This window comes from Paenibacillus sp. Marseille-Q7038, from assembly GCF_965111595.1.
Map to the genome: position 1 here is coordinate 386,849 of NZ_CBCOOM010000002.1, position 24,986 is coordinate 411,834.

Consider the following 24,986-nt stretch of genomic DNA (forward strand, 5'->3'; position numbering starts at 1 on the left):
TTAACTGGTAATATAAATTTTAGGATGATAATAAAATTAATTACCAGTTAAAAAGGAGCTATATATATAAAAAAAGACAAGTTAGAGTGCACTTGTCTTTCGCTAAGTTTATCTAAAAGCTGAGATTAATAAGCATTCCGCGAATCTCGCCAATTTTTTGAAGGAGTTCCATCTTCCCTTGCTCTGTTTGAAGCATCTCTTCAGCCATTTTGAGCAAAACCTCATCTACCTCATCTAGAAGTAGATAACGCTTCCCGCGTCCTCTACGATCCCAACCTCTAGATTCTTTCATGCTTACGCCTTGCCTTACCGTATCCTCTAGAAATCGTTTAACGAGTTGCTTATACGCTTTTAACTCACGAATCGTCATGGAACGTGCAAGCCGGTCCCCCTGAAGTTGAATTTCGTTCAACCGGCGAGTTAGCTCCTCATTCGATGCTCTCTCTCCCTGTTGCTGCATCATGCCGGTAAATTCCTTATTCTGTACAGGTTTCGCACCTGATTCAGATGAGCTTATTCCATTCTGCAGCGGCCGAAATCCTGGGTTGATTTTCACACGTATCCCTGCTTTCATCTTAAAACAAACTTAGGGTATTTATTTCTCTTATTAGAAATGTTCAAAACGATCAACTGGTAACACAAATACGGTAGCTCCGCCCACTTGCACTTCCACAGGAAGAGGTAAGTATGAATCCGTTGTTCCACTCATAGGGGTCACAGGAGTCACGAGTTGTTCTCTTACTTTACAGCTGCTGCGAATTACATTCATCACGGCTTCCACCTGACCATCGTCTACCCCGATCATAAATGTTGTATTTCCCGCTTTTAGAAACCCACCTGTACTGGCAAGTTTCGTTGCGCGAAAGTTAGCTTTTACTAGACCACTGGAAAGACGGTTACTATCTTTATCTTGAATAATGGCTACGATAAGTTTCATCGGAAACGCCTCCTAAGTAGAAATAAATAATACCTAAAATGTAATTTGTTATTTCATAACTAACCTATTACTCCACTAGCTTGAACAGCTTTCCTTACCGCCAGAGACCAAACTTACTCTGTTTAAAGTCTTTATTAGACATATACCCCTAAATATCCTTTAATACGCAATCAAGGTTTGCAATTAAACTACAAAATACTTCATCAGGTGACAACGAAGCATCGATCATTTTTATTCGCTCCGGCTCATTCTCTACTAATTTCAGATAACCTGCTCTCACCTTATCGTGAAATAAACGGTTTTCCAAATCCAAACGATTAACTTCTCTTTCTTGGTTAGCTGCTATGCGTGCAAATCCAATCTCTGGATCAACATCAAAGTAAATTGTAACATTCGGAGTAATCTCTTCCGTCGCAAAAAGATTAATGGAACGGATCTCCTCTACCCCAATTCCTCTTGCGTATCCCTGGTATGCCAGACTACTATCGACAAACCGATCACATAATACAATAAGCCCTTCTTCAAGTGCTGGAATTACTTTTTCGACAAGATGTTGTCTGCGTGCTGCTGCATATAGAAGAGCTTCTGTTCTCGCATCCATAGCCGTATGTTCAGGATCTAAAATAATAGACCTGATTTTTTCGGCTATTTCAATACCTCCTGGCTCCCGAGTTACTAGATATGGGATGTTTCTTTCTTCTAAATAATTAGATAGACGTACAATCATTGTAGTTTTACCTGATCCTTCGCCACCCTCAAGCGTTATAAATATTCCTTTAGACAATGTTTCTCTCCCCTAGGCTTTATTTTTTATCAAAAAATACGTGATTTTTAGTTCATAGATGGTTGAGAACCATTCATAATAACAATACGAATAGGTTATGTCCATACGATCATTTACAAATGGCGATTTGGACTAGTATACCGTTAGAAAATTAATCTTCCACCATAACCGTGATGGTTTCTAAGCTTGGATCTGCAGTGCCCTGAATTTTTGCTCCCGAATCCCTCAGTTGTATCAGATGATTTTTCATATTCTCACTAATTTCTTCTCCAGGATACAATATAGGAATACCGGGAGGATAGGGAATAACCATCTCGGCACTAATTCGGTTAGATGCCTTTGTAATACTAATTTTTTCTTTCCGTTCTTTCTTTATTTTACCTAAATGAAAAGGAACAGGACAAGAATATACAGAAGAATGCAAAATGTTCCACGTGGAAACATGATGTGGAGCTGTATTTTCTAGTTTATGATGTCGTTTTATTTGGTTAGGGCCCTCTTCTAATGATATATGCACTAAGGCCTTCAAAAGGTGCCTTGCATCCTCCTCCGAGGAACCTAGACTAAAGAGAAGTACAACGTAAGTATCGTCACTCATTTCAGGCACACAGCCCTGTTCTTCCAACTTATCCTGCAAATCATATCCTTTTAACAGCTTCTCTTTATCATATATGACGAGTTTAAAAGGATCTTGAACCGTATATGCTTCGCTATCTCCTAAAGGATCCAATAAGCTAAAACGCGGTATGTCTTCAATTCCTCTTCTCACCATGCTTACAGCTGCTAGACCAGTAGAGAAGGCTTTCGCACCATGCTGGTGCAGATGTAAACGCGCAAGATCAAGAGAGGCCATAATGGGATACGATGGACTCGAACTCTGAATCATAGATAAACGCTGCTTCAACAGCTCACGATCCAGCAGGTTTCCCTGTACATGAAGCATAGCACCCATTGTCATGGCTGACAGCATCTTATGAGTGGATTGCACCACTCCATCGGCTCCTGCGGTTAAGGCAGTCCCAGGCAGCACAGGATGTTGTCCATAATGTGCACCATGTGCTTCGTCCACGAGAAGCGGTATACCGGACTTATGGCAAGTTGCTGCAATATTAGATAGATCAAACCCCATCCCATAATAATTAGGCATGGTAATAAATACGCCTTTTGCATTCGGATAAGCCTGCAATGCTTCCTCTATCGTTGATTGTACTGGAGCCGTAGCAAGTCCACTTAATGGATCTACTTCAGGAGCTAGAAACACAGCGTGTGCACCAGCGAGCATGAGACCATGAATTACGGACTTATGAACATTACGCTGCACAAGTATAAGATCTCCTGGTTCAGTGCATACCGTAAGAAGTAGAGCTATATTACCTGAAGTGCTTCCTCCTACAAGAAAGAAGCTTTCCTCTGCGCCAAAACAATCCGCTGCTAACTGTTGTGCTTCCTCAATAACAGATTCCGGATGATGCAGATCATCTAGACCTGTAATCTCCGTAGCATCTATTTTCATTACTTCTTGGAGCAATATGTCCTGTGCAAGATTTGAATAAACCTGCCCATTTTTATGACCAGGTACATGGTATGTATGTTTTTTTGAATTTTTATATTGAATCAAAGCCTCATATAAGGGTGCTTTATCTTTATTTAATTGATGATTGTCCATTTCATTAATCCTTCCGATCTTTTTATAGATACAACTATATTGTATTGTATTCAAATTAAAATAGCATCGGTCTCAGATGAAAAAGTTAATAAGTGAAATATGAAATAGATAATACATAACCAAAAAAATAAATAAAAAAGGCCTTCTCAGGCCTTTACTAAAGTTGAAGGAAAAGAGCATTATATATTATGCATTATTTTGTTGTAACCAAATTTGCTTTAATTGATGAATAAAAAAAGGATATTTGGCATCTTGAGCGTCCGTATGCACGATTTCGGTCTCACAATCTGTACAAATAAATTCAGAAACAATAAAAATACCTTCTTCTTTAGACTGCTCACAGACAATACATTTGTGCTTAGGCTGAATTTGCTGTGCATCCATAACTATCCCACCTTTGTTTCTTTTCCTATTAGTATGGTACAGTTTCTACTATTTTAAACCTTTTCATAGTCAAACACCATTTCTTTATCATAGTTTATGCTATTCATCCTATATAGAATGGGTGTCTGTACCTATTTCTTTACAACATTTAAATTTATCCATATCATTGTCCGATATACAATATATGAAAGAGGTTTCATCAATTCTCTAGAATATAAAAATTAGTCAATCAGTTCATAGGTAAGGGAGGATTTAATAGAATGTCCGAAGTCATCGGAGAAGAAGCTACATACTATCACTATCGTCTTCTACGCAAAAGCTATATACTACGCCCAGTCATCTGGAGTTATGCTAGCTTGGCCATCATTATGCTATTCATTAGTCTTCTCTTCTTCACATGGTTCGGAGTACTTTGCTATGTATTATCATTCATTACGATCGTTTGGACTCATTACGTTATATCCCGGTCTGTTCTTCTTCTTAGTAAAAGATACCTACAAAAGTGGAGGTTCGCATGGAAGCTGCCTTGGATGGGAATGATCCCAGAACAATATGTGAATTATCGTTTTTTTTCAAAAATACACCTACATATTACTTGGATCAGCCTGATCCTCATCTTCATCTTTGTCATAGCTGCCCCAATTGCTTTTTCCATTAACTTATTATTCTGGCACTTCTGGTTGCTACTCCCGAGGCTCTACTGCATAACCTGGTTAATCCGTGAAAGAAAAGACGGTCTTATTAAAATAACAAATCAAGATATCTCATACTACATACAGTAAGGGCTTCGCGGTAACAAAACATATACCCTATTAAAGTAACAATCACTGCCTGATAGATACATAATAAATAAAAAGAATAAAAAAGGACCTTTCGCTTAGGAAAGGTCTTAATTATTTGTATCTACAATTTTGGGTTTAATTAGTGATGCATCTTGTGTAGGCACAAGAACCGTTAAATAACCATTATGCAAAGATAGATGCACTCTGGTTGTATCTTTTACAAAAATACGGGGTGCTGGCTCGGAGGTGTTAGATTGTTCACTAGCTACGTCCTCAGTCCAACCCCACTCTATAATTTCATTTATATATTCATCCGGTAATTGATCGTTTTTACTCACGCCTGGCAGCGAATATTGTATGTAATCCATTTCCGGATTAGTTGTTGCACGATCCATTCGATTAGCTTCTTCTGGGACAGGAAAACTTTTAACATTAGCTGCTTCCTCATATGACTCCCAAGAAGTTTTCTGGCTGCATCCCATTGTCATCAACAAACTCAGGCACAGCAGACAGTAGAGACAAAGTTTTTTGTATCGCAGCCGATATTCTCCCTTTGTTGCGAAAATGATACCACCCCTTTTATTTTATAACCCGTAGCTATTATAACTTTTTAAAAGGGTAATTCCGTAACAAAAATGTTACTACCTTCTTTCAATACAGTCTTTTAAAAAATAAAAACCACCATCGATTGATCGACAGTGGTTCTTTGCTTGGCGACGTCCTACTCTCCCAGGACCCTGCGGTCCAAGTACCATCGGCGCTGGAGGGCTTAACGGTCGTGTTCGGATGGGTACGTGTGGAACCCCTCCGCTATCGCCACCAAACGAGCATTTGTGAAACAAATGCGATCCGCATTGGTTTTGGTACATCACTATAACGTGTGTATAAAACCAATAGCGTATTCAAGGTTTTCCTCCTGAAAACTAGATACGAAACAATCTTTGCGATTTACTTTTTAGGATAAGCCCTCGACCGATTAGTACTGGTCAGCTCCATGCATTCTTTGCCGCACTTCCACCCCCAGCCTATCTACCTCGTCGTCTTCAAGGGGTCTTACTAATTGGGAAATCTCATCTTGAGGTGGGCTTCGCGCTTAGATGCTTTCAGCGCTTATCCCTTCCATACATAGCTACCCAGCGATGCTCCTGGCGGAACAACTGGTACACCAGCGGTATGTCCATCCCGGTCCTCTCGTACTAAGGACAGCTCCTCTCAAATTTCCTACGCCCACGACAGATAGGGACCGAACTGTCTCACGACGTTCTGAACCCAGCTCGCGTACCGCTTTAATGGGCGAACAGCCCAACCCTTGGGACCTACTTCAGCCCCAGGATGCGATGAGCCGACATCGAGGTGCCAAACCTCCCCGTCGATGTGGACTCTTGGGGGAGATAAGCCTGTTATCCCCAGGGTAGCTTTTATCCGTTGAGCGATGGCCCTTCCATGCGGTACCACCGGATCACTAAGCCCGACTTTCGTCCCTGCTCGACTTGTAGGTCTCGCAGTCAAGCTCCCTTGTGCCTTTACACTCTGCGAATGATTTCCAACCATTCTGAGGGAACCTTTGGGCGCCTCCGTTACTCTTTAGGAGGCGACCGCCCCAGTCAAACTGCCCACCTGACACTGTCCTCGCACCGGATCACGGTACCAAGTTAGAACCTAGATACGATCAGGGTGGTATCCCAACGTTGCCTCCACACAAGCTGGCGCTCATGCTTCTTAGGCTCCCACCTATCCTGTACAGATCGTACCCAAATCCAATATCAAGTCGCAGTAAAGCTCCATGGGGTCTTTCCGTCTTGTCGCGGGTAACCTGCATCTTCACAGGTATTAAAATTTCACCGGATCTCTCGTTGAGACAGCGCCCAAGTCGTTACGCCATTCGTGCGGGTCAGAATTTACCTGACAAGGAATTTCGCTACCTTAGGACCGTTATAGTTACGGCCGCCGTTTACTGGGGCTTCGGTTCATAGCTTCGGATTACTCCTAACCACTCCCCTTAACCTTCCAGCACCGGGCAGGCGTCAGCCCGTATACTTCGCCTTGCGGCTTCGCACAGACCTGTGTTTTTGCTAAACAGTCGCTTGGGCCTTTTCACTGCGACCCCCTCGTGCTATTCACACTACCGGGGTACCCCTTCTCCCGAAGTTACGGGGTCATTTTGCCGAGTTCCTTAACGAGAGTTCTTCCGCGCGCCTTAGAATTCTCTTCTCACCTACCTGTGTCGGTTTACGGTACGGGCACCTTCATCTGGCTAGAGGCTTTTCTTGGCAGTCTGAGATCATGACCTTCGCTACTGTAATTTTCACTCCCCATCACAGCCCAGCCTTAATGATGTGCGGATTTGCCTACACATCAGCCTCACTGCTTGGACAGACATCCATCAGTCTGCGTCACTACCCTACTGCGTCCCCCCATCGCTCGTAACGATTTACGGTGGTACAGGAATTTCGACCTGTTGTCCTTCGACTACGCCTTTCGGCCTCGCCTTAGGTCCCGACTTACCCTGAGCGGACGAGCCTTCCTCAGGAACCCTTAGGTTTTCGGCGGATCAGATTCTCACTGATCTTTTCGTTACTCATACCGGCATTCTCACTTGTATGCAGTCCAGCAGTCCTTCCGGTCTACCTTCAACCCGGCATACAACGCTCCCCTACCCCTGATACATAGTATCAAGCCATAGCTTCGGTGGTGTGTTTAGCCCCGTTACATTTTCGGCGCAGAGTCACTCGACCAGTGAGCTATTACGCACTCTTTAAATGGTGGTCGCTTCTAAGCCAACATCCTGGTTGTCTGTGCAACTCCACATCCTTTCCCACTTAACACACACTTGGGGACCTTAGCTGATGGTCTGGGCTGTTTCCCTCTTGACAATGGATCTTAGCACTCACTGTCTGACTCCCGGAATACAAGTCTATGGCATTCGGAGTTTGACTGAGCTTGGTAACCCTTGCGGGCCCCGCACCCAATCAGTGCTCTACCTCCACGACTTACTTGTTCCGAGGCTAGCCCTAAAGCTATTTCGGGGAGAACCAGCTATCTCCGAGTTCGATTGGAATTTCTCCGCTACCCCCACCTCATCCCCGCACTTTTCAACGTGCGTGGGTTCGGGCCTCCAGTGCGTGTTACCGCACCTTCACCCTGGACAGGGGTAGATCACACGGTTTCGGGTCTACGTCCACGTACTATGTCGCCCTATTCAGACTCGCTTTCGGCGCGGCTACGGCTTTTCACCTTAACCTTGCACGGGAACGTAACTCGCCGGTTCATTCTACAAAAGGCACGCCATCACCCATAAAACGGGCTCTGACTTTTTGTAAGCACACGGTTTCAGGTTCTATTTCACTCCCCTTCCGGGGTGCTTTTCACCTTTCCCTCACGGTACTGCTTCACTATCGGTCGCTAGGGAGTATTTAGCCTTGGCAGATGGTCCTGCCGGATTCATACGAGGTTTCACGTGCCTCGCACTACTCGGGATCCGTCTCGGAGGGAACAGACTTTTGACTACAGGGCTTTTACCTTCTCTGGCGGGCCTTTCCAGACCTCTTCAACTAATCGGTTCCTTTGTAACTCCATGTGAGACGTCCCACAACCCCAACCAGCAAGCTGATTGGTTTGGGCTAATCCGCGTTCGCTCGCCGCTACTGACGGAATCACTATTGTTTTCTCTTCCTCAGGGTACTTAGATGTTTCAGTTCCCCTGGTATGCCTTCAACTACCCTATGTGTTCAGGTAGAGATAACTATCCATTACGATAGTTGGGTTTCCCCATTCGGACATCCCCGGATCAAAGCTTGCGTACAGCTCCCCGAGGCAGTATCGTTGTTCGCCACGTCCTTCATCGGCTCCTAGCGCCTAGGCATCCTCCGTGTGCTCTTAATAGCTTAACCATATTGTTCGGTATTTTGTCTCCTTCGCTCCCCTTGTTTTGCTTGCGCAAAGCCAAAAGTCGCTCACGATCCAAAAACCTCACTCAGCAATCTATTAATCTTCACTTGTTTAACACAAGTTCAGCTTAAAGGATATTTCTAAAATCGCAAAATTGTTTCGTTATCTAGTTTTCAATGAGCAAATTTATTGCGAACATAAAATTATCGGTCCATCACGAAAAGTGCGGATGAAATTTTATGACCACGTTTTGAGAGATTAAACTCTCAAAACTGAACAACGAGTGAGTGTGTTTGGAAGCTTAGCTTCCGATTTGAATGTTTCCATTGCAGGAAACGATTCTCCATAGAAAGGAGGTGATCCAGCCGCACCTTCCGATACGGCTACCTTGTTACGACTTCACCCCAATCATCTACCCCACCTTCGACGGCTGGCTCCTTGCGGTTACCCCACCGGCTTCGGGTGTTGTAAACTCTCGTGGTGTGACGGGCGGTGTGTACAAGACCCGGGAACGTATTCACCGCGGCATGCTGATCCGCGATTACTAGCAATTCCGACTTCATGCAGGCGAGTTGCGGCCCTGCAATCCGAACTGAGACCGGCTTTTAAGGATTTGCTCCACCTCGCGGCTTTGTTTGCCCGTTGTACCGGCCATTGTAGTACGTGTGTAGCCCAGGTCATAAGGGGCATGATGATTTGACGTCATCCCCACCTTCCTCCGGTTTGTCACCGGCAGTCACCTTAGAGTGCCCAGCTTTACCTGCTGGCAACTAAGATCAAGGGTTGCGCTCGTTGCGGGACTTAACCCAACATCTCACGACACGAGCTGACGACAACCATGCACCACCTGTCTCCTCTGTCCCGAAGGAAAGATCTATCTCTAGACCGGTCAGAGGGATGTCAAGACCTGGTAAGGTTCTTCGCGTTGCTTCGAATTAAACCACATACTCCACTGCTTGTGCGGGTCCCCGTCAATTCCTTTGAGTTTCAGTCTTGCGACCGTACTCCCCAGGCGGAATGCTTAATGTGTTAACTTCGGCACCAAGGGTATCGAAACCCCTAACACCTAGCATTCATCGTTTACGGCGTGGACTACCAGGGTATCTAATCCTGTTTGCTCCCCACGCTTTCGCGCCTCAGCGTCAGTTACAGCCCAGAAAGCCTTCGCCACTGGTGTTCCTCCACATCTCTACGCATTTCACCGCTACACGTGGAATTCCACTTTCCTCTTCTGTACTCAAGTTACCCAGTTTTGGGTGCGACCCGAGGTTGAGCCCCGGGATTAAACACCCAACTTAAATAACCGCCTGCGCGCGCTTTACGCCCAATAATTCCGGACAACGCTTGCCCCCTACGTATTACCGCGGTTGCTGGCACGTAGTTAGCCGGGGCTTTCTTCTCAGGTACCGTCACTCCTTGAGCAGTTACTCTCAAGGACGTTCTTCCCTGGCAACAGAGCTTTACGATCCGAAAACCTTCATCACTCACGCGGCGTTGCTCCGTCAGACTTTCGTCCATTGCGGAAGATTCCCTACTCGCGCCTCCCGTAGGAGTCTGGGCCGTGTCTCAGTCCCAGTGTGGCCGATCACCCTCTCAGGTCGGCTACGCATCGTCGCCTTGGTAGGCCTTTACCCCACCAACTAGCTAATGCGCCGCAGGCCCATCCATAAGTGACAGATTGCTCCGTCTTTCTTTCTTCTCTCATGCGAGAGAAGAACCTATCCGGTATTAGCTACCGTTTCCGGTAGTTATCCCAGTCTTATGGGCAGGTTGCCTACGTGTTACTCACCCGTCCGCCGCTAAGTCTCAGAGAAGCAAGCTTCTCATTAACTCCGCTCGACTTGCATGTATTAGGCACGCCGCCAGCGTTCGTCCTGAGCCAGGATCAAACTCTCCAATAAAGTTATTGAAAAGAGCGATATGCTCATTTAGAAAATGCTGACGAGAACTAAAAGTTCTCTATTCATTGTTATGACCAACAAATTGAATTTTGTATCAATTCACTCACGAGTTTCACTTACGTAAAACTCCTCGTTGTTCAGTTTTCAAAGATCAATCTCGTTAACAACTTTCGCTGTCAACAACTTTTATATCATATCATGTCCGGTTCAGAATTGCAAGCTTTTTTTCGAAGTTTTTTCAACTTCGTTTTACGAAGCAGGTTATTCAGTGTGTTGCTTACTGGCTAACTTCTTGGCCGGAATTAGAATATACCATGCTGATAAATATTATGCAAGTGTTTTTTGAAATTATTAGATTTAATTATTTTAATTTGAATCTCTCTACTCTTTTATATAATCTAGCCCTTTCTAATATAGTTTTTTGTAGGCACAGTATGTAATTTTTTAGTTTTAAAATACTACTACTCTATACGTGTTTAGAGACAAATAGTGATTAAGAAAGCTCCGTACGCCCCCCCCATAAGGCGACACTAAATTACGTACTTAGATGCACAAGTACGATACATCATTCTATTAGATAAGTTAATATCTTTGACAACATTTATAGACTTCTGATTTGGAATATTATACTAATCTTATTACTGCTTTAATTCAACTTTCACTTCATGTAATAGGTCTCATGTTTTATTTGGACTTATGATTTAGAATCTAGCACTATTTTTTAGCTATGGTTTAGGCCGTTGATCGACAATGTAGTAACTGGATCTCTACTCCCTCTTAGCTAATATCTTGTAAAGTTGTGTAGCTTCCTCAGTTCCTCGATGTGCGATCGTATCTTCTATTGCCTAGAATATATCTCCCTATAATAGACTGAGACAAAACGGAAACCAATACGGATGTCTAATATAAGACTTGCACCGCTGTAAGAGAAGCAGGGAAATCACTAAATGAAGGTGAGCGAGGGTATAGTACGAAACTCCATAGGGATAAAGACGGTGTATCGTGTGAGAAATAAATAGGAGGTTTTTGAATAAAAGGAATCGTTGATCGATTTGAAGGGGATTAAGTGTTAATTGAGATAGATGGACAGATACATGATGTTTCTAAGTCCACCGTTGACGCTTCTTTCAAAGTGGGGAAATTCGTTACTTTGGTGGAGGGAGTTATGGAAGCTAAATCTGACGGAAACAAAGCGAGAGAGAGAAGCAAATCAAGAAGCTTATGGACGATGTTTGGGAAGATTGATCAATAATATATTTCTACTTATAGAATCAACCTATTCAAAAAATGAAAAAGTAGCAAAGGTGGATATGGAAGATCATTTGTTAATGACGCTACCTAAACAAACAAAGGATGTCTATTTAGACATCCTTTGTTTGTTCACTTATATCATAACACTGATCGCAATTATTCAATTTTACTTTTCAACATAGTTACTTAAGAAGTCAAACATATTTTGAAATGTTTCTTTAGATTGCTCTAAACCTGATTCTTCAAATCCATGATACAGAATTGCATCTTCTTTTGAAAAATATTTAAACTTAGTATCTACGCCTAAGTTAGTTAACTTTCATTTATAGCAAAAGCTTGCTTATCAAATGTTCCTGTGTTCCCATCGGAAATAAAGCTTGGTGGGAAATTTTCTGTAACATGATCTGTTACATTTGATGGTGTAACAGTTTTATTATCTGTTTTAAGTTCATTAGTTTCTAAGTAGATTCTACCTAAGTGTGTAAAACACCAATCTATTATAGCAGAGCCAGTTACACCATATTTAGAATTATCAAAAAGTGCACCTTCAAAAATAGTCGCTTTAATATATTCTGGATTAATTACAGCACTTTCATCTATAACATCAGCATATTCCGGGTTAGTTTGAATATTAACTAATAGACCTGCCAAATTTCCTCCTGCTGAGCCTCCTCCGATAACTATGTTTGTCATATCTAAGTCATATTCCTCTCCATGGTTAACTAAATAAGCTAAACCTCTATTTAATTGTTTAATAGCAATTGGAAACGGATATTCTAGGGATAATGCATAATTCATTTGACAACATTATAGCCTTGAGCTAAGAAGTTTGCTGTTGTTGAATTGTCAAAAGAAGAATTACCAGCATTTGGGTCACCACTAGCTTTATCACCCCATATATAACCTCCACCATGAATAAAAATTAATGTTGGCTTCTTTTCAGATGTAGATTCTGTAGTGTAATAAATATCTAGAAAACCGTTTTCCACTTCTGTATCATATTGAACATCTGAAAGTAAAAGTGTACCGTTATCTAAAATACTTTCTTGCTGTTCCGGTATTCCTTTGTTTTCTAATTTAGTTACACCTGTTTTTAGCCAGCCCATGGTAATATCAGGTCTAACTGTAGTCAAACTAAGAGTACTTCCTAAGAAAATAAGTATAAAACTAGATAGAGTTAATAGAATTTTTTTGATTATTTTCCCTTTTTCTTTGTAATATTCAACTAAGCCTAAAATAACTAATACTAGCCCCAATAACGATGCTGTTAAGCCAAGAAATGATAGTAAAGTAAAGTAGTCGCTAAATAATAGTCCTAATATGTTCAAAACCGCCATGGTTAAAAAGGTTGCTATCAACCTCTTATTATCCTTGTTTAGTAAAGTAAAGAATATAGAAGCGGCTACTGCTATAATAGATGTTTCAAAAAGGTAATTAACAAAAAATTGCTGTAATATACCTATTATTAAGTAAATAGACCCCATAGCTACAAATCCCATTTTGATTCCTTTGACATTAAATTTCTTCATAAATCTTCTCCTAATCTTATCTTCTATATTTATTTGTTTAAAGCGTATTCGGTAGCTTCAAGAATTTTGTGTAAAAGAAAAAATCTTATCAAAATCTTGTGGAATACCGAGTGTAACATGGCTTACAGTTCAGCCCGTACCTATACAAAGTCAATATGACAACAGGTAGCGAAATTTTGGTTATAACTTTCAAACTGTGACACTAAGAATTTTTCAAGCGCTTCTTCATGCGGAATTGCTCTTTTGCACTTGGCATATCTCTTCACAGGATGTTGAAACCCTCCAAAATAGACGAACCATAGCTTTTTGATAGCGTGCGCTTCATGAAGGCTTCTATTGACTTCATTTTTTCAAGAATTTCAGCATTCTCTAAGCGTTATGATCTTTTGCAACATATGAACGTGAAGAATTCGATACAAGCGTATTATTGGAACGCTTGTACGGCGCTATAACTCTGCTGTTTGAACTCTCCTTCGATCTCGCGGTAACTAAGATATAGATCTGCGCAGAATTACCTGAATTCACACCACACGGTCATACTTTTCTTAATCTAAAAGTTGTTAACTCTTTTTCTAACAAGTGACATATCCAGTTCTAGATGGGTGCGGAAAAATTCAGTGACACCTGTTTTGTGTCTAGCGATTGGACCAAATCTGTTGACATAATATATTCGTTTATATACTTTTTTATATTATCGGTTACAAATTATCGCATAAGCTATAATAGCGATAAGAAGCTATAGTAAGCAATATACTTGAGACAGAAGGAGAAAAATGTATCGCATGAATAGTATGCAAGAGCTTAGTCAATTGGTACGTGAATGTATTACAGAAGCACTTTTTCAATTGATGAAGAAGAAAGAGTTTTCTAAAATCAAAATAACGGACATTGTAAATAAAGCTGGTGTTGGAAGAGCTTCTTTTTATCGTAATTTCACATCTAAAGAAGATGTAATTTTGAAACACTTACAACATTTAGCGGATGATTGGTGGAAATATCAACAAGTTAATAAGAAATCAGATGTTTGGCAACTCACCTTTTCCTTATTCGAAGTGCTAAAACCAACAGCAGTACTTCTACACAAATCAAACCTGTCTCTTCTCTTCTATCAATTCTTAATGTATGTTACACACGAGAAAAAAACGGAGAATAAGTCAGAGGCATATAGACTTTCCATGACAACAGGTTTATATTTCGGGATATTTAATCAATGGGCTACGTCGAGAATGAAAGAAAGTCCAGAAGAATTGATACACATATTTCAAGACTTCACCCTACCAATATAGGGCAGGATCTTATGTTGGCTATTAATAAAATCAAAGACTAATATAATTTAGGGATTTTAAATATATAAAAAAACACATAAATTTATTTGATTCGGTTTATCGAACCAAATAGTTATCTGTTTTTGCTGAGGAGAGCAAGAGGTATGAGTCAAGTGACGATTGATTCATACCTCTTACTTTGTAGAATTGAGTTTCAATATCTTTGTTTTAGGTAATTGTTATAAAGTTTTGAGATATATTCATAAAGGGTTTCTAGTTGGGCCGCATTAAGTATGAGGGGTATATTGAGGTTGAATTTGTCAATATACCCAAAAACTTTAAATTTTAGATAAGCGAAGTGCTTCGTTTTCATGTCTAAAAGTTGAACAATACTCTCTAGTCTTTAATTCTTTTGTTTTGTGGGTGTAAAAATGGATAATAGGAGGAGTGTTAATACGATTCAAGATATATTAGTTTTAAAACTCGGGTGCACCTGAACGATAGGTGCACCTTTTTCTAAATTTTAGCTTGTGCAGGGAGGGAATCGATCGGGTTACAGATGGGTGTTTATACAGAGAAAAGACGCTAGTGCTGATGCTAGCAACTCTATGTATGGCGGCAATATCGGCCCCTAAGAGCTGTTAAACACCGCTAAGGGTTAATTGCCGATAACTAGAGTGCCTAACCGGGATGCTCAACATTCCTGTCCCTCGCTTTACAGCCTGGACAGAGCTAAGTACAAGGGCGCCTTGATGCGAAATCAGCGATGGCATGGCCGCATCATGTCCGCTCCGTGTGGCTTTGCTTCATCATCAGATAATCAGAGAAGGAACATTTGTTGAACGCTATAGTCATTACAGTGTTAAAAAGCATTCTAAATGTCACCTTAGTAAATTTGGTGTTTAACTATGAAAAACGACATAACAAAAAGACACTACCAAATGGTAGTGTCTTTTTCTATTGCTTGGCGACGTCCTACTCTCCCAGGACCCTGCGGTCCAAGTACCATCGGCGCTGGAGGGCTTAACGGTCGTGTTCGGGATGGGTACGTGTGGAACCCCTCCGCTATCGCCACCAAACGAGCATTTGTGTAACAAATGCGATCCGCGTTGGTTTGGTACATCACTATAACGTGTGTATAAAACCAATAGCGTATTCAAGGTTTTGCTCCCTGAAAACTAGATACGAAACAATCTTTGCGATTTTTATTTTTAGGATAAGCCCTCGACCGATTAGTACTGGTCAGCTCCATGCATTCTTTGCACTTCCACCCCCAGCCTATCTACCTCGTCGTCTTCAAGGGGTCTTACTAATTGGGAAATCTCATCTTGAGGTGGGCTTCGCGCTTAGATGCTTTCAGCGCTTATCCCTTCCATACATAGCTACCCAGCGATGCTCCTGGCGGAACAACTGGTACACCAGCGGTATGTCCATCCCGGTCCTCTCGTACTAAGGACAGCTCCTCTCAAATTTCCTACGCCCACGACAGATAGGGACCGAACTGTCTCACGACGTTCTGAACCCAGCTCGCGTACCGCTTTAATGGGCGAACAGCCCAACCCTTGGGACCTACTTCAGCCCCAGGATGCGATGAGCCGACATCGAGGTGCCAAACCTCCCCGTCGATGTGGACTCTTGGGGGAGATAAGCCTGTTATCCCCAGGGTAGCTTTTATCCGTTGAGCGATGGCCCTTCCATGCGGTACCACCGGATCACTAAGCCCGACTTTCGTCCCTGCTCGACTTGTAGGTCTCGCAGTCAAGCTCCCTTGTGCCTTTACACTCTGCGAATGATTTCCAACCATTCTGAGGGAACCTTTGGGCGCCTCCGTTACTCTTTAGGAGGCGACCGCCCCAGTCAAACTGCCCACCTGACACTGTCCTCGCACCGGATCACGGTACCAAGTTAGAACCTAGATACGATCAGGGTGGTATCCCAACGTTGCCTCCACACAAGCTGGCGCTCATGCTTCTTAGGCTCCCACCTATCCTGTACAGATCGTACCCAAATCCAATATCAAGTCGCAGTAAAGCTCCATGGGGTCTTTCCGTCTTGTCGCGGGTAACCTGCATCTTCACAGGTATTAAAATTTCACCGGATCTCTCGTTGAGACAGCGCCCAAGTCGTTACGCCATTCGTGCGGGTCAGAATTTACCTGACAAGGAATTTCGCTACCTTAGGACCGTTATAGTTACGGCCGCCGTTTACTGGGGCTTCGGTTCATAGCTTCGGATTACTCCTAACCACTCCCCTTAACCTTCCAGCACCGGGCAGGCGTCAGCCCGTATACTTCGCCTTGCGGCTTCGCACAGACCTGTGTTTTTGCTAAACAGTCGCTTGGGCCTTTTCACTGCGACCCCCTCGTGCTATTCACACTACCGGGGTACCCCTTCTCCCGAAGTTACGGGGTCATTTTGCCGAGTTCCTTAACGAGAGTTCTTCCGCGCGCCTTAGAATTCTCTTCTCACCTACCTGTGTCGGTTTACGGTACGGGCACCTTCATCTGGCTAGAGGCTTTTCTTGCAGTCTGAGATCATGACCTTCGCTACTGTAATTTTCACTCCCCATCACAGCCCAGCCTTAATGATGTGCGGATTTGCCTACACATCAGCCTCACTGCTTGGACAGACATCCATCAGTCTGCGTCACTACCCTACTGCGTCCCCCCATCGCTCGTAACGATTTACGGTGGTACAGGAATTTCGACCTGTTGTCCTTCGACTACGCCTTTCGGCCTCGCCTTAGGTCCCGACTTACCCTGAGCGGACGAGCCTTCCTCAGGAACCCTTAGGTTTTCGGCGGATCAGATTCTCACTGATCTTTTCGTTACTCATACCGGCATTCTCACTTGTATACAGTCCAGCAGTCCTTCCGGTCTACCTTCAACCCGGTATACAACGCTCCCCTACCCCTGATACATTCGTATCAAGCCATAGCTTCGGTGGTGTGTTTAGCCCCGTTACATTTTCGGCGCAGAGTCACTCGACCAGTGAGCTATTACGCACTCTTTAAATGGTGGTCTCTATGGCATTCGGAGTTTGACTGAGCTTGGTAACCCTTGCGGGCCCCGCACCCAATCAGTGCTCTACCTCCACGACTTACTTGTTCCGAGGCTAGCCCTAAAGCTATTTCGGGGAGAACCAGCTATCTCCGAGTTCGATTGGAATTTCTCCGCTACCCCCACCTCATCCCCGCACTTTTCAACGTGCGTGGGTTCGGGCCTCCAGTGCGTGTTACCGCACCTTCACCCTGGACAGGGGTAGATCACACGGTTTCGGGTCTACGTCCACGTACTATGTCGCCCTATTCAGACTCGCTTTCGTCGCGCGGCTACGGCTTTTCACCTTAACCTTGCACGGGAACGTAACTCGCCGTTCATTCTACAAAAGGCACGCCATCACCCATAAAACGGGCTCTGACTTTTTGTAAGCACACGGTTTCAGGTTCTATTTCACTCCCCTTCCGGGGTGCTTTTCACCTTTCCCTCACGGTACTGCTTCACTATCGGTCGCTAGGGAGTATTTAGCCTTGGCAGATGGTCCTGCCGGATTCATACGAGGTTTCACGTGCCTCGCACTACTCGGGATCCGTCTCGGAGGGAACAGACTTTTGACTACAGGGCTTTTACCTTCTCTGGCGGGCCTTTCCAGACCTCTTCAACTAATCGGTTCCTTTGTAACTCCATGTGAGACGTCCCACAACCCCAACCAGCAAGCTGATTGGTTTGGGCTAATCCGCGTTCGCTCGCCGCTACTGACGGAATCACTATTGTTTTCTCTTCCTCAGGGTACTTAGATGTTTCAGTTCCCCTGGTCTGCCTTCAACTACCCTATGTATTCAGGTAGAGATAACTATCCATTACGATAGCTGGGTTTCCATTCGGACATCCCCGGATCAAAGCTTGCGTACAGCTCCCCGAGGCAGTATCGTTGTTCGCCACGTCCTTCATCGGCTCCTAGCGCCTAGGCATCCTCCGTGTGCTCTTAATAGCTTAACCATATGCTCATTTTTGACTGATTCACTCCGGTTGGCATTCGCCAAAAGTCGTTCATCATTCAAAAATTTCGCTATGCAATCTATTAATCTTCACTTGTTTAACACAAGTTCAGCTTAAAGGATATTTCTAAAATCGCAAAATTGTTTCGTTATCTAGTTTTCAATGAGCAAAGCTGTTTCACTGAAACAGCGATCATGGAATTTTGGTCCAACACAAACCGTGTAGATAAAATTACATGACTTGATTTTGAGAGATTAAACTCTCAAAACTGAACAACGAGTGAGTGTGTTTGGAAGCTTAGCTTCCGATTTGAATGTTTCCATCGCAGGAAACGATTCTCCATAGAAAGGAGGTGATCCAGCCGCACCTTCCGATACGGCTTGTTACGACTTCACCCCAATCATCTACCCCACCTTCGACGGCTGGCTCCTTGCGGTTACCCCACCGGCTTCGGGTGTTGTAAACTCTCGTGGTGTGACGGGCGGTGTGTACAAGACCCGGGAACGTATTCACCGCGGCATGCTGATCCGCGATTACTAGCAATTCCGACTTCATGCAGGCGAGTTGCGCCTGCAATCCGAACTGAGACCGGCTTTTAAGGATTTGCTCCACCTCGCGGCTTTGTCGCCCGTTGTACCGGCCATTGTAGTACGTGTGTAGCCCAGGTCATAAGGGGCATGATGATTTGACGTCATCCCCACCTTCCTCCGGTTTGTCACCGGCAGTCACCTTAGAGTGCCCAGCTTTACCTGCTGGCAACTAAGATCAAGGGTTGCGCTCGTTGCGGGACTTAACCCAACATCTCACGACACGAGCTGACGACAACCATGCACCACCTGTCTCCTCTGTCCCGAAGGAAAGGTCTATCTCTAGACCGATCAGAGGGATGTCAAGACCTGGTAAGGTTCTTCGCGTTGCTTCGAATTAAACCACATACTCCACTGCTTGTGCGGGTCCCCGTCAATTCCTTTGAGTTTCAGTCTTGCGACCGTACTCCCCAGGCGGAATGCTTAATGTGTTAACTTCGGCACCAAGGGTATCGAAACCCCTAACACCTAGCATTCATCGTTTACGGCGTGGACTACCAGGGTATCTAATCCTGTTTGCTCCCCACGCTTTCGCGCCTCAGCGTCAGTTACAGCCCAGAAAGTCGCCTTCGCCACTGGTGTTCCTCCACATCTCTACGCATTTCACCGCTACACGTGGAATTCCACTTTCCTCTTCTGTACTCAAGTTACCCAGTTTTGGGTGCGACCCGAGGTTGAGCCCCGGGATTAAACACCCAACTTAAATAACCGCCTGCGCGCGCTTTACGCCCAATAATTCCGGACAACGCTTGCCCCCTACGTATTACCGCGGTCGCTGGCACGTAGTTAGCCGGGGCTCTTCTCAGGTACCGTCACTCCTTGAGCAGTTACTCTCAAGGACGTTCTTCCCTGGCAACAGAGCTTTACGATCCGAAAACCTTCATCACTCACGCGGCGTTGCTCCGTCAGACTTTCGTCCATTGCGGAAGATTCCCTACTGTCGCCTCCCGTAGGAGTCTGGGCCGTGTCTCAGTCCCAGTGTGGCCGATCACCCTCTCAGGTCGGCTACGCATCGTCGCCTTGGTAGGCCTTTACCCCACCAACTAGCTAATGCGCCGCAGGCCCATCCATAAGTGACAGATTGCTCCGTCTTTCTTTCTTCTCTCATGCGAGAGAAGAACCTATCCGGTATTAGCTACCGTTTCCGGTAGTTATCCCAGTCTTATGGGCAGGTTGCCTACGTGTTACTCACCCGTCCGCCGCTAAGTCTCAGAGAAGCAAGCTTCTCATTGACTCCGCTCGACTTGCATGTATTAGGCACGCCGCCAGCGTTCGTCCTGAGCCAGGATCAAACTCTCCAATAAAGTTATTGAAAAGAGCGATATGCTCATTTAGAAAATGCTGACGAGAACTAAAAGTTCTCTATTTAATTTGTTATGACCAACAAATTGAATTTGTATCAATTCACTCACGAGTTTTACTTACGTAAAACTCCTCGTTGTTCAGTTTTCAAAGATCAATCTCGTTAACAACTTTCGTCGTCAACAACTTTTATATCATATCATGTCCGGTTCAGAATTGCAAGCTTTTTTTCGAAGTTTTTTCAACTTCGTTTTACGAAGCAGGTTATTCAGTGTGTTGCTTACTGGCTAACTTCTTGGCCGGAATTAGAATATACCATGCTGATAAATATTATGCAAGTGTTTTTTTTAAAAACTTTCATTTCTATTAGACTTCTAAATAGACTTCTAAATAGACTTCTAAATTAGTTCAGAAAACCCTGCTATCAACTAAACATAAAGCAGGGTTTATCTATATGATTTATGTTTGTATTAACTCTTTAATGTATAGCTGTCTTTGCGCTACTAGATTAACAATAGCCCCTTCTACAAAAACCATAGGACGAGTTGGATGATCTCGATCTGTAAAAATGATTTCACCTAATCTGTCATCACTTAATCGTACGATTGTCCCTTGATGAAACTGTGTAGCTCTTCGAATGAAGATCTGTACGATTTTGGGGTCAAGCTTACCAAATGACTCGAGTAAGATCTGTTCTAATACCAAATAAGGTGACTGTGACTCTTTATATGGCTTATTCAAAGTCATAGCATGGAAAATATCAGCCACAGCTACGATCCTAGCATAAATATGAATTTGCTCACCTACCAGTTTAAGTGGATAGCCAGATCCGTCTATTTTCTCATGATGCTGTAATGCAGTTAGTTTTACTCCATCATTAATTGCTTTTACTTGTTTGAGAATATTGTATCCATATGTTGTATGTTTACGTACTTCTTCTTCCTCTAAATCAGATAAGAGATTAGGACTGATTATTAATGATTGATCAATCTTGCTATTACCTATGTTGTGCAGCAATCCCGCAAGAGCTACTTGGACCCAATCTTTTGATGGCAACTTACACCACTGGGCTAATAAGTAAGATGTTAAAGCGGTGAGTACTCCATTGTGAAACATATATTCTTCTTTCTTAATAGAAGAAGGTACAAAATAAAGAACTTGGTATTTCTTAATATGTAAAATCAAAATTTCTAACTGGGTACGAAGCTCAAATATCGGTATATCAAATGTTCCTGCCTCACTAAAGGCTTTCTTAATAAGTATTATCATCCTATCGTACTCTTCATCAAATGAAGAAAGTTCAGCAGAACGTACAATTTGTTCATACTGCTCGTCTTCTTCTTTTTTTTGTTCCAGCTCTTGTTTCTTATAATCTTGGGGTGGTGAAGAATTGTTTTGTATAGTCTGATTACTATCGATATCTACCGTCTGAATAAGAAAAGCACGCAATATATCTAGATCACGTGGAAGTATTACTTTTCCTTTGGGAAGCAGTAATCCCCCTAAAGGAGTATGAACATCTTTAAATAATTTAGCTCCTGGTTTTAATTCAATGATAGACATCAACGCCATTTTACTAACGCTCCGTTCTTATTACTTTGAAATTTTAATATTTTTACATTATATACCTTTTATATTGGTGTGTATATTGGTAATACAAATATGGTTATCGCTTTCTTACATTCTCTATATAAAAAAAGAGCCTCCTATAGTAGGAGACTCTTTATCCATTATTCTTCTTCGGATTCGTCTTCAGATTCATTGCTCGTGTCTAAGTCCGTTTGATCCGTTACAGTCTCTTCTGCATCCGTATCTGTATCAGACATTTCACCTGCTCCAGCAATGTTACCCTCATCGTCGAATTCACCATCTTCTTCATCATTCTCTTCAGATTTATCTGTTCGACAAACGGTCGCTACAGAATCATTATCACGAGTATGAATGAGCTTAACCCCTTGAGTATAACGTCCCATTGTAGAGACACCTTCCATACTCATTCGAATCAATGTACCGCTGGTTGTAATAATCATGAGATCCTCTTCTGTTTTTACAACTTTAAGGCTCACAACAGGACCATTTTTCTCCGTAACATTGATCGTCTTGATCCCTTTACCACCACGGGTCTGAATACGATAGTCAGCAACTGGTGTACGCTTACCGTAACCATTAGCTGTAACAATAAGCACTTCCTGATCTGGATCAATGATATCCATACCGATAACCATGTCGTCAGAATCAAGAGTAATCCCCTTCACGCCAGTAGCACTTCTGCCCATGGAGCGCACATCGCTCTCAGAGAAATGAATAGACATCCCTTGTGCTGTACCCAAGATCATTTCTTGTTTTCCATCTGTAAGTTTTACCTCAATAAGCGAGTCATCTTCACGAAGATGAATAGCAATTAAGCCGCCCTTACGTATATTTATATAATCCTCAAGCGGTGTCTTTTTCACTACTCCTTGCTTCGTAGCAAAGAATAGGTATTTATCGCTCTCGAACTCTTCAACCTCAATAACGGCATTCACCGTTTCTCCCTGTTCGATCTGAATCAGGTTAATAATTGGGGTTCCTCTTGCTGTACGTCCTAATTCAGGGATTTCGTAAGCTTTGAGTCGGTATACTTTCCCCTTGTCCGTAAAGAACATCAGATAGTTATGGGTGTTCGATACGAAAAGATGCTCAACAAAATCCTGATCCTTCGTATCCATACCAACAACGCCGCGTCCTCCTCGTCTCTGAGATCGATAAGTCGATACCGGCAATCGTTTAATGTAACCTGTATGGGTGATTGTAACGATCACATCTTCACGAGGAATAAGGTCCTCATCAAGAATGCTCTCCTCACCAACGGTAATCTCGGTACGACGCTCATCAGCAAATCGATCCTTAATCTCTTGCAGCTCATCACTGATGATTTGAAGAACAAGATGCTCATTCGCCAAAATCTCTTTAAACTCCGTGATCTTAGCTAGAAGCTCATTATATTCATTCTCAATCTTCTCGCGTTCCAGTCCAGTGAGTCGTTGCAGACGCATATCCAAAATTGCCTGCGCTTGATCATGGCTTAACTCGAAACGATTAATCAAGCTTTCTCTTGCTGCATCCGTCGTTGCCGAAGCACGAATAAGTGCAATAATCTCATCGATATGATCCAGAGCGATCCGTAGACCTTCGAGAATATGAGCACGAGCCTCTGCTTTACGCAGTTCAAACTCTGTACGGCGACGAATAACGACAATCTGATGCTGCAAGTAGTGATACAACACTTCGCGCAAATTCAGAATTTTCGGCTCGTTATTTACGATAGCCAGCATATTGATACCGAAATTAGATTGCATGGAAGTATGCTTGTATAAATTGTTCAGTACTACATTCGGATTTACATCACGGCGAAGTTCAATAACAATCCGCATCCCGCTGCGATCTGATTCATCTCGAAGATCTGTAATACCTTCGATTCTTTTGTCACGAACGAGTTCTGCAATTTTTTCTACAAGTCGTGCTTTATTCACTTGATAGGGAATTTCATGCACAATAATTCGTGCTTTATTATTCACTTCTTCAATTGTTGTTTTGGCCCGCATTGTGACAGAACCACGGCCTGTCTGATAAGCCTGTCTGATACCCGATCTACCTAGGATATATCCTGCGGTCGGGAAGTCAGGTCCATGAATATAATCCATCAGTTCCAGAGATGTAATCTCTGGATTTTTGATCATTGCTTGTACCCCATCAATGACCTCTCCCAAATTATGCGGAGGAATATTGGTAGCCATACCTACGGCTATACCACCTACCCCGTTTACAAGCAGGTTCGGATATCTGGCCGGAAGTACGATAGGTTCATGTTCCTCGCCATCATAGTTCGGCTGAAAATCAATGGTATCTTTATTGATATCACGGAGCATCTCCATAGCAATCTTGGAAAGACGTGCTTCCGTGTAACGCATAGCTGCCGCCATATCTCCATCAATGGAACCGAAGTTACCGTGTCCATCAACGAGCATATAACGCAGTGAAAAGTCTTGAGCCATCCGTACCATTGTTTCATATACAGCAGAGTCACCATGAGGATGGTACTTACCGATAACCTCACCGACGATTCTTGCAGATTTCTTATAAGGTTTATCCGGTGCCATGCCTAGCTCTGACATTGCAAACAAAATACGTCTGTGAACAGGTTTTAGCCCGTCCCTAACGTCAGGCAAAGCACGGCTGACGATGATACTCATCGCATAGTCCATAAAGGACTCACGCATCTCTACGCCTATATCACGGTCTTTAATTTGCGAGTTATTTTGATCCGCCATGCTGGACCTCCTTCTAGTCTATCAAAACCACATTGTTAAGCTGTCTTGCGTTTAATCTTTATATAACTATAGCCTAACACGACTGTAGTACTCCTAAATCGACATCTATCCTATTACATAAGCCTTTACAAAAAGAGCATTATTAAACCTGCTCTATTTCTATATATCCATGCCGTTCCTAGGGAAGTGCCCTTCCTATTTCACAGCTTAGGAATACATTGTATTAATGCAGATGCCACCATTTACTACAGGTTTTCACCTGAGTCCACAGGAATCGTCATATTCCTCTATTATACCACTGTTTTCAGTCGTTGTCCTATGGATTTCCCTCAGTTCTCTAACGTGTAAATCAATTTTATGTGAATGCGAAAAAGAATAAAGTGTTCACAGTAGAGGAGTGTTT

13 protein-coding genes, 6 rRNA genes and 2 pseudogenes are annotated in these 24,986 nt (G+C 43.2%); 4 read left to right on the plus strand and 17 right to left on the minus strand.

Annotation, left to right across the window (positions count from 1 at the left end; translation table 11 throughout):
* Window positions 1-112: 112 nt before the first annotated feature.
* The 5 genes from ACWPWY_RS19025 to ACWPWY_RS19045 form a co-directional block, all read right to left on the minus strand.
* Entirely contained in the window at window positions 113-556 is a 444-nt protein-coding gene (locus ACWPWY_RS19025; RefSeq protein WP_454193211.1) for a YaaR family protein, read from the minus strand.
* 51 nt (window positions 557-607) lie between these two features.
* Window positions 608-937, minus strand: coding sequence for a cyclic-di-AMP receptor (locus ACWPWY_RS19030; RefSeq protein ID WP_160036695.1), 330 nt, complete (start codon window positions 935-937; stop codon window positions 608-610).
* Between the two features lie 148 nt (window positions 938-1,085).
* On the minus strand, window positions 1,086-1,721 hold the full coding sequence (gene tmk / locus ACWPWY_RS19035) for a dTMP kinase (RefSeq protein WP_454193212.1): 636 nt from the start codon (window positions 1,719-1,721) through the stop codon (window positions 1,086-1,088).
* 151 nt (window positions 1,722-1,872) lie between these two features.
* Window positions 1,873-3,387, minus strand: coding sequence for an aminotransferase class I/II-fold pyridoxal phosphate-dependent enzyme (locus tag ACWPWY_RS19040; protein WP_454193213.1), 1,515 nt, complete (start codon window positions 3,385-3,387; stop codon window positions 1,873-1,875).
* A 186-nt stretch (window positions 3,388-3,573) separates the two neighbouring features.
* Window positions 3,574-3,771 (minus strand): sigma factor G inhibitor Gin, encoded by a 198-nt coding sequence (locus tag ACWPWY_RS19045; protein WP_191804357.1) that lies wholly within the window; start codon window positions 3,769-3,771, stop codon window positions 3,574-3,576.
* A gap of 260 nt (window positions 3,772-4,031) precedes the next feature.
* Here ACWPWY_RS19045 and ACWPWY_RS19050 point away from each other — a divergent pair, with 260 nt between their 5' ends.
* Window positions 4,032-4,553, plus strand: a complete 522-nt coding sequence (locus tag ACWPWY_RS19050) for a hypothetical protein (RefSeq protein WP_454193214.1) — start codon at window positions 4,032-4,034, stop codon at window positions 4,551-4,553.
* A 107-nt stretch (window positions 4,554-4,660) separates the two neighbouring features.
* On the opposite strand, the gene ACWPWY_RS19055 is transcribed toward ACWPWY_RS19050, so the two are convergent.
* The 4 genes from ACWPWY_RS19055 to ACWPWY_RS19070 all read right to left on the minus strand — a co-directional run bounded on the left by ACWPWY_RS19055 (window position 4,661) and on the right by ACWPWY_RS19070 (window position 10,342).
* Window positions 4,661-5,041 (minus strand): hypothetical protein, encoded by a 381-nt coding sequence (locus tag ACWPWY_RS19055; protein ID WP_454193215.1) that lies wholly within the window; start codon window positions 5,039-5,041, stop codon window positions 4,661-4,663.
* 220 nt (window positions 5,042-5,261) lie between these two features.
* Window positions 5,262-5,377 (minus strand): 5S ribosomal RNA (gene rrf / locus ACWPWY_RS19060).
* Window positions 5,378-5,509: 132 nt separating this feature from the next.
* Window positions 5,510-8,443: ribosomal RNA gene (locus tag ACWPWY_RS19065) — 23S ribosomal RNA — on the minus strand.
* Window positions 8,444-8,790: 347 nt separating this feature from the next.
* Window positions 8,791-10,342 (minus strand): 16S ribosomal RNA (locus ACWPWY_RS19070).
* The 16S, 23S and 5S rRNA genes sit together here, the layout of an rRNA operon.
* Before the next feature lie 916 nt (window positions 10,343-11,258).
* Between ACWPWY_RS19070 and ACWPWY_RS19075 the strand changes: the two are divergent.
* Window positions 11,259-11,357: pseudogene (locus ACWPWY_RS19075) on the plus strand (excalibur calcium-binding domain-containing protein); the annotation flags it as partial.
* 51 nt (window positions 11,358-11,408) lie between these two features.
* The gene (locus ACWPWY_RS19080) at window positions 11,409-11,594 is read left to right on the plus strand and encodes a hypothetical protein (RefSeq protein WP_454193216.1); all 186 of its coding nucleotides are present in this window, start codon (window positions 11,409-11,411) and stop codon (window positions 11,592-11,594) included.
* Window positions 11,595-11,905: 311 nt separating this feature from the next.
* Here ACWPWY_RS19080 and ACWPWY_RS19085 read toward each other — a convergent pair whose 3' ends face one another.
* The 3 genes and pseudogenes from ACWPWY_RS19085 to ACWPWY_RS19095 all read right to left on the minus strand — a co-directional run.
* Window positions 11,906-12,391 (minus strand): alpha/beta hydrolase, encoded by a 486-nt coding sequence (locus ACWPWY_RS19085; RefSeq protein ID WP_454193217.1) that lies wholly within the window; start codon window positions 12,389-12,391, stop codon window positions 11,906-11,908.
* Window positions 12,388-13,122 (minus strand): hypothetical protein, encoded by a 735-nt coding sequence (locus ACWPWY_RS19090; RefSeq protein WP_454193218.1) that lies wholly within the window; start codon window positions 13,120-13,122, stop codon window positions 12,388-12,390. Before ACWPWY_RS19090 ends, ACWPWY_RS19085 begins: the two co-directional genes overlap by 4 nt.
* A gap of 140 nt (window positions 13,123-13,262) precedes the next feature.
* A pseudogene (locus ACWPWY_RS19095) lies at window positions 13,263-13,405 on the minus strand (IS256 family transposase); the annotation flags it as partial.
* A 499-nt stretch (window positions 13,406-13,904) separates the two neighbouring features.
* Between ACWPWY_RS19095 and ACWPWY_RS19100 the strand changes: the two are divergent.
* On the plus strand, window positions 13,905-14,408 hold the full coding sequence (locus ACWPWY_RS19100; protein ID WP_454193219.1) for a TetR/AcrR family transcriptional regulator: 504 nt from the start codon (window positions 13,905-13,907) through the stop codon (window positions 14,406-14,408).
* A gap of 941 nt (window positions 14,409-15,349) precedes the next feature.
* On the opposite strand, the gene rrf (ACWPWY_RS19105) is transcribed toward ACWPWY_RS19100, so the two are convergent.
* From rrf (ACWPWY_RS19105) to gyrA, 5 genes are all read right to left on the minus strand, one after another.
* Window positions 15,350-15,466, minus strand: a 5S ribosomal RNA gene (gene rrf, locus ACWPWY_RS19105).
* A gap of 133 nt (window positions 15,467-15,599) precedes the next feature.
* Window positions 15,600-18,384, minus strand: a 23S ribosomal RNA gene (locus ACWPWY_RS19110).
* Between the two features lie 345 nt (window positions 18,385-18,729).
* Window positions 18,730-20,275 (minus strand): 16S ribosomal RNA (locus tag ACWPWY_RS19115).
* 457 nt (window positions 20,276-20,732) lie between these two features.
* Window positions 20,733-21,845 (minus strand): HD-GYP domain-containing protein, encoded by a 1,113-nt coding sequence (locus tag ACWPWY_RS19120; RefSeq protein WP_454193220.1) that lies wholly within the window; start codon window positions 21,843-21,845, stop codon window positions 20,733-20,735.
* 158 nt (window positions 21,846-22,003) lie between these two features.
* Window positions 22,004-24,583: a DNA gyrase subunit A gene (gene gyrA / locus ACWPWY_RS19125; RefSeq protein ID WP_454193221.1), complete on the minus strand. Its 2,580-nt coding sequence runs from the start codon at window positions 24,581-24,583 to the stop codon at window positions 22,004-22,006.
* Window positions 24,584-24,986: the final 403 nt, after the last annotated feature.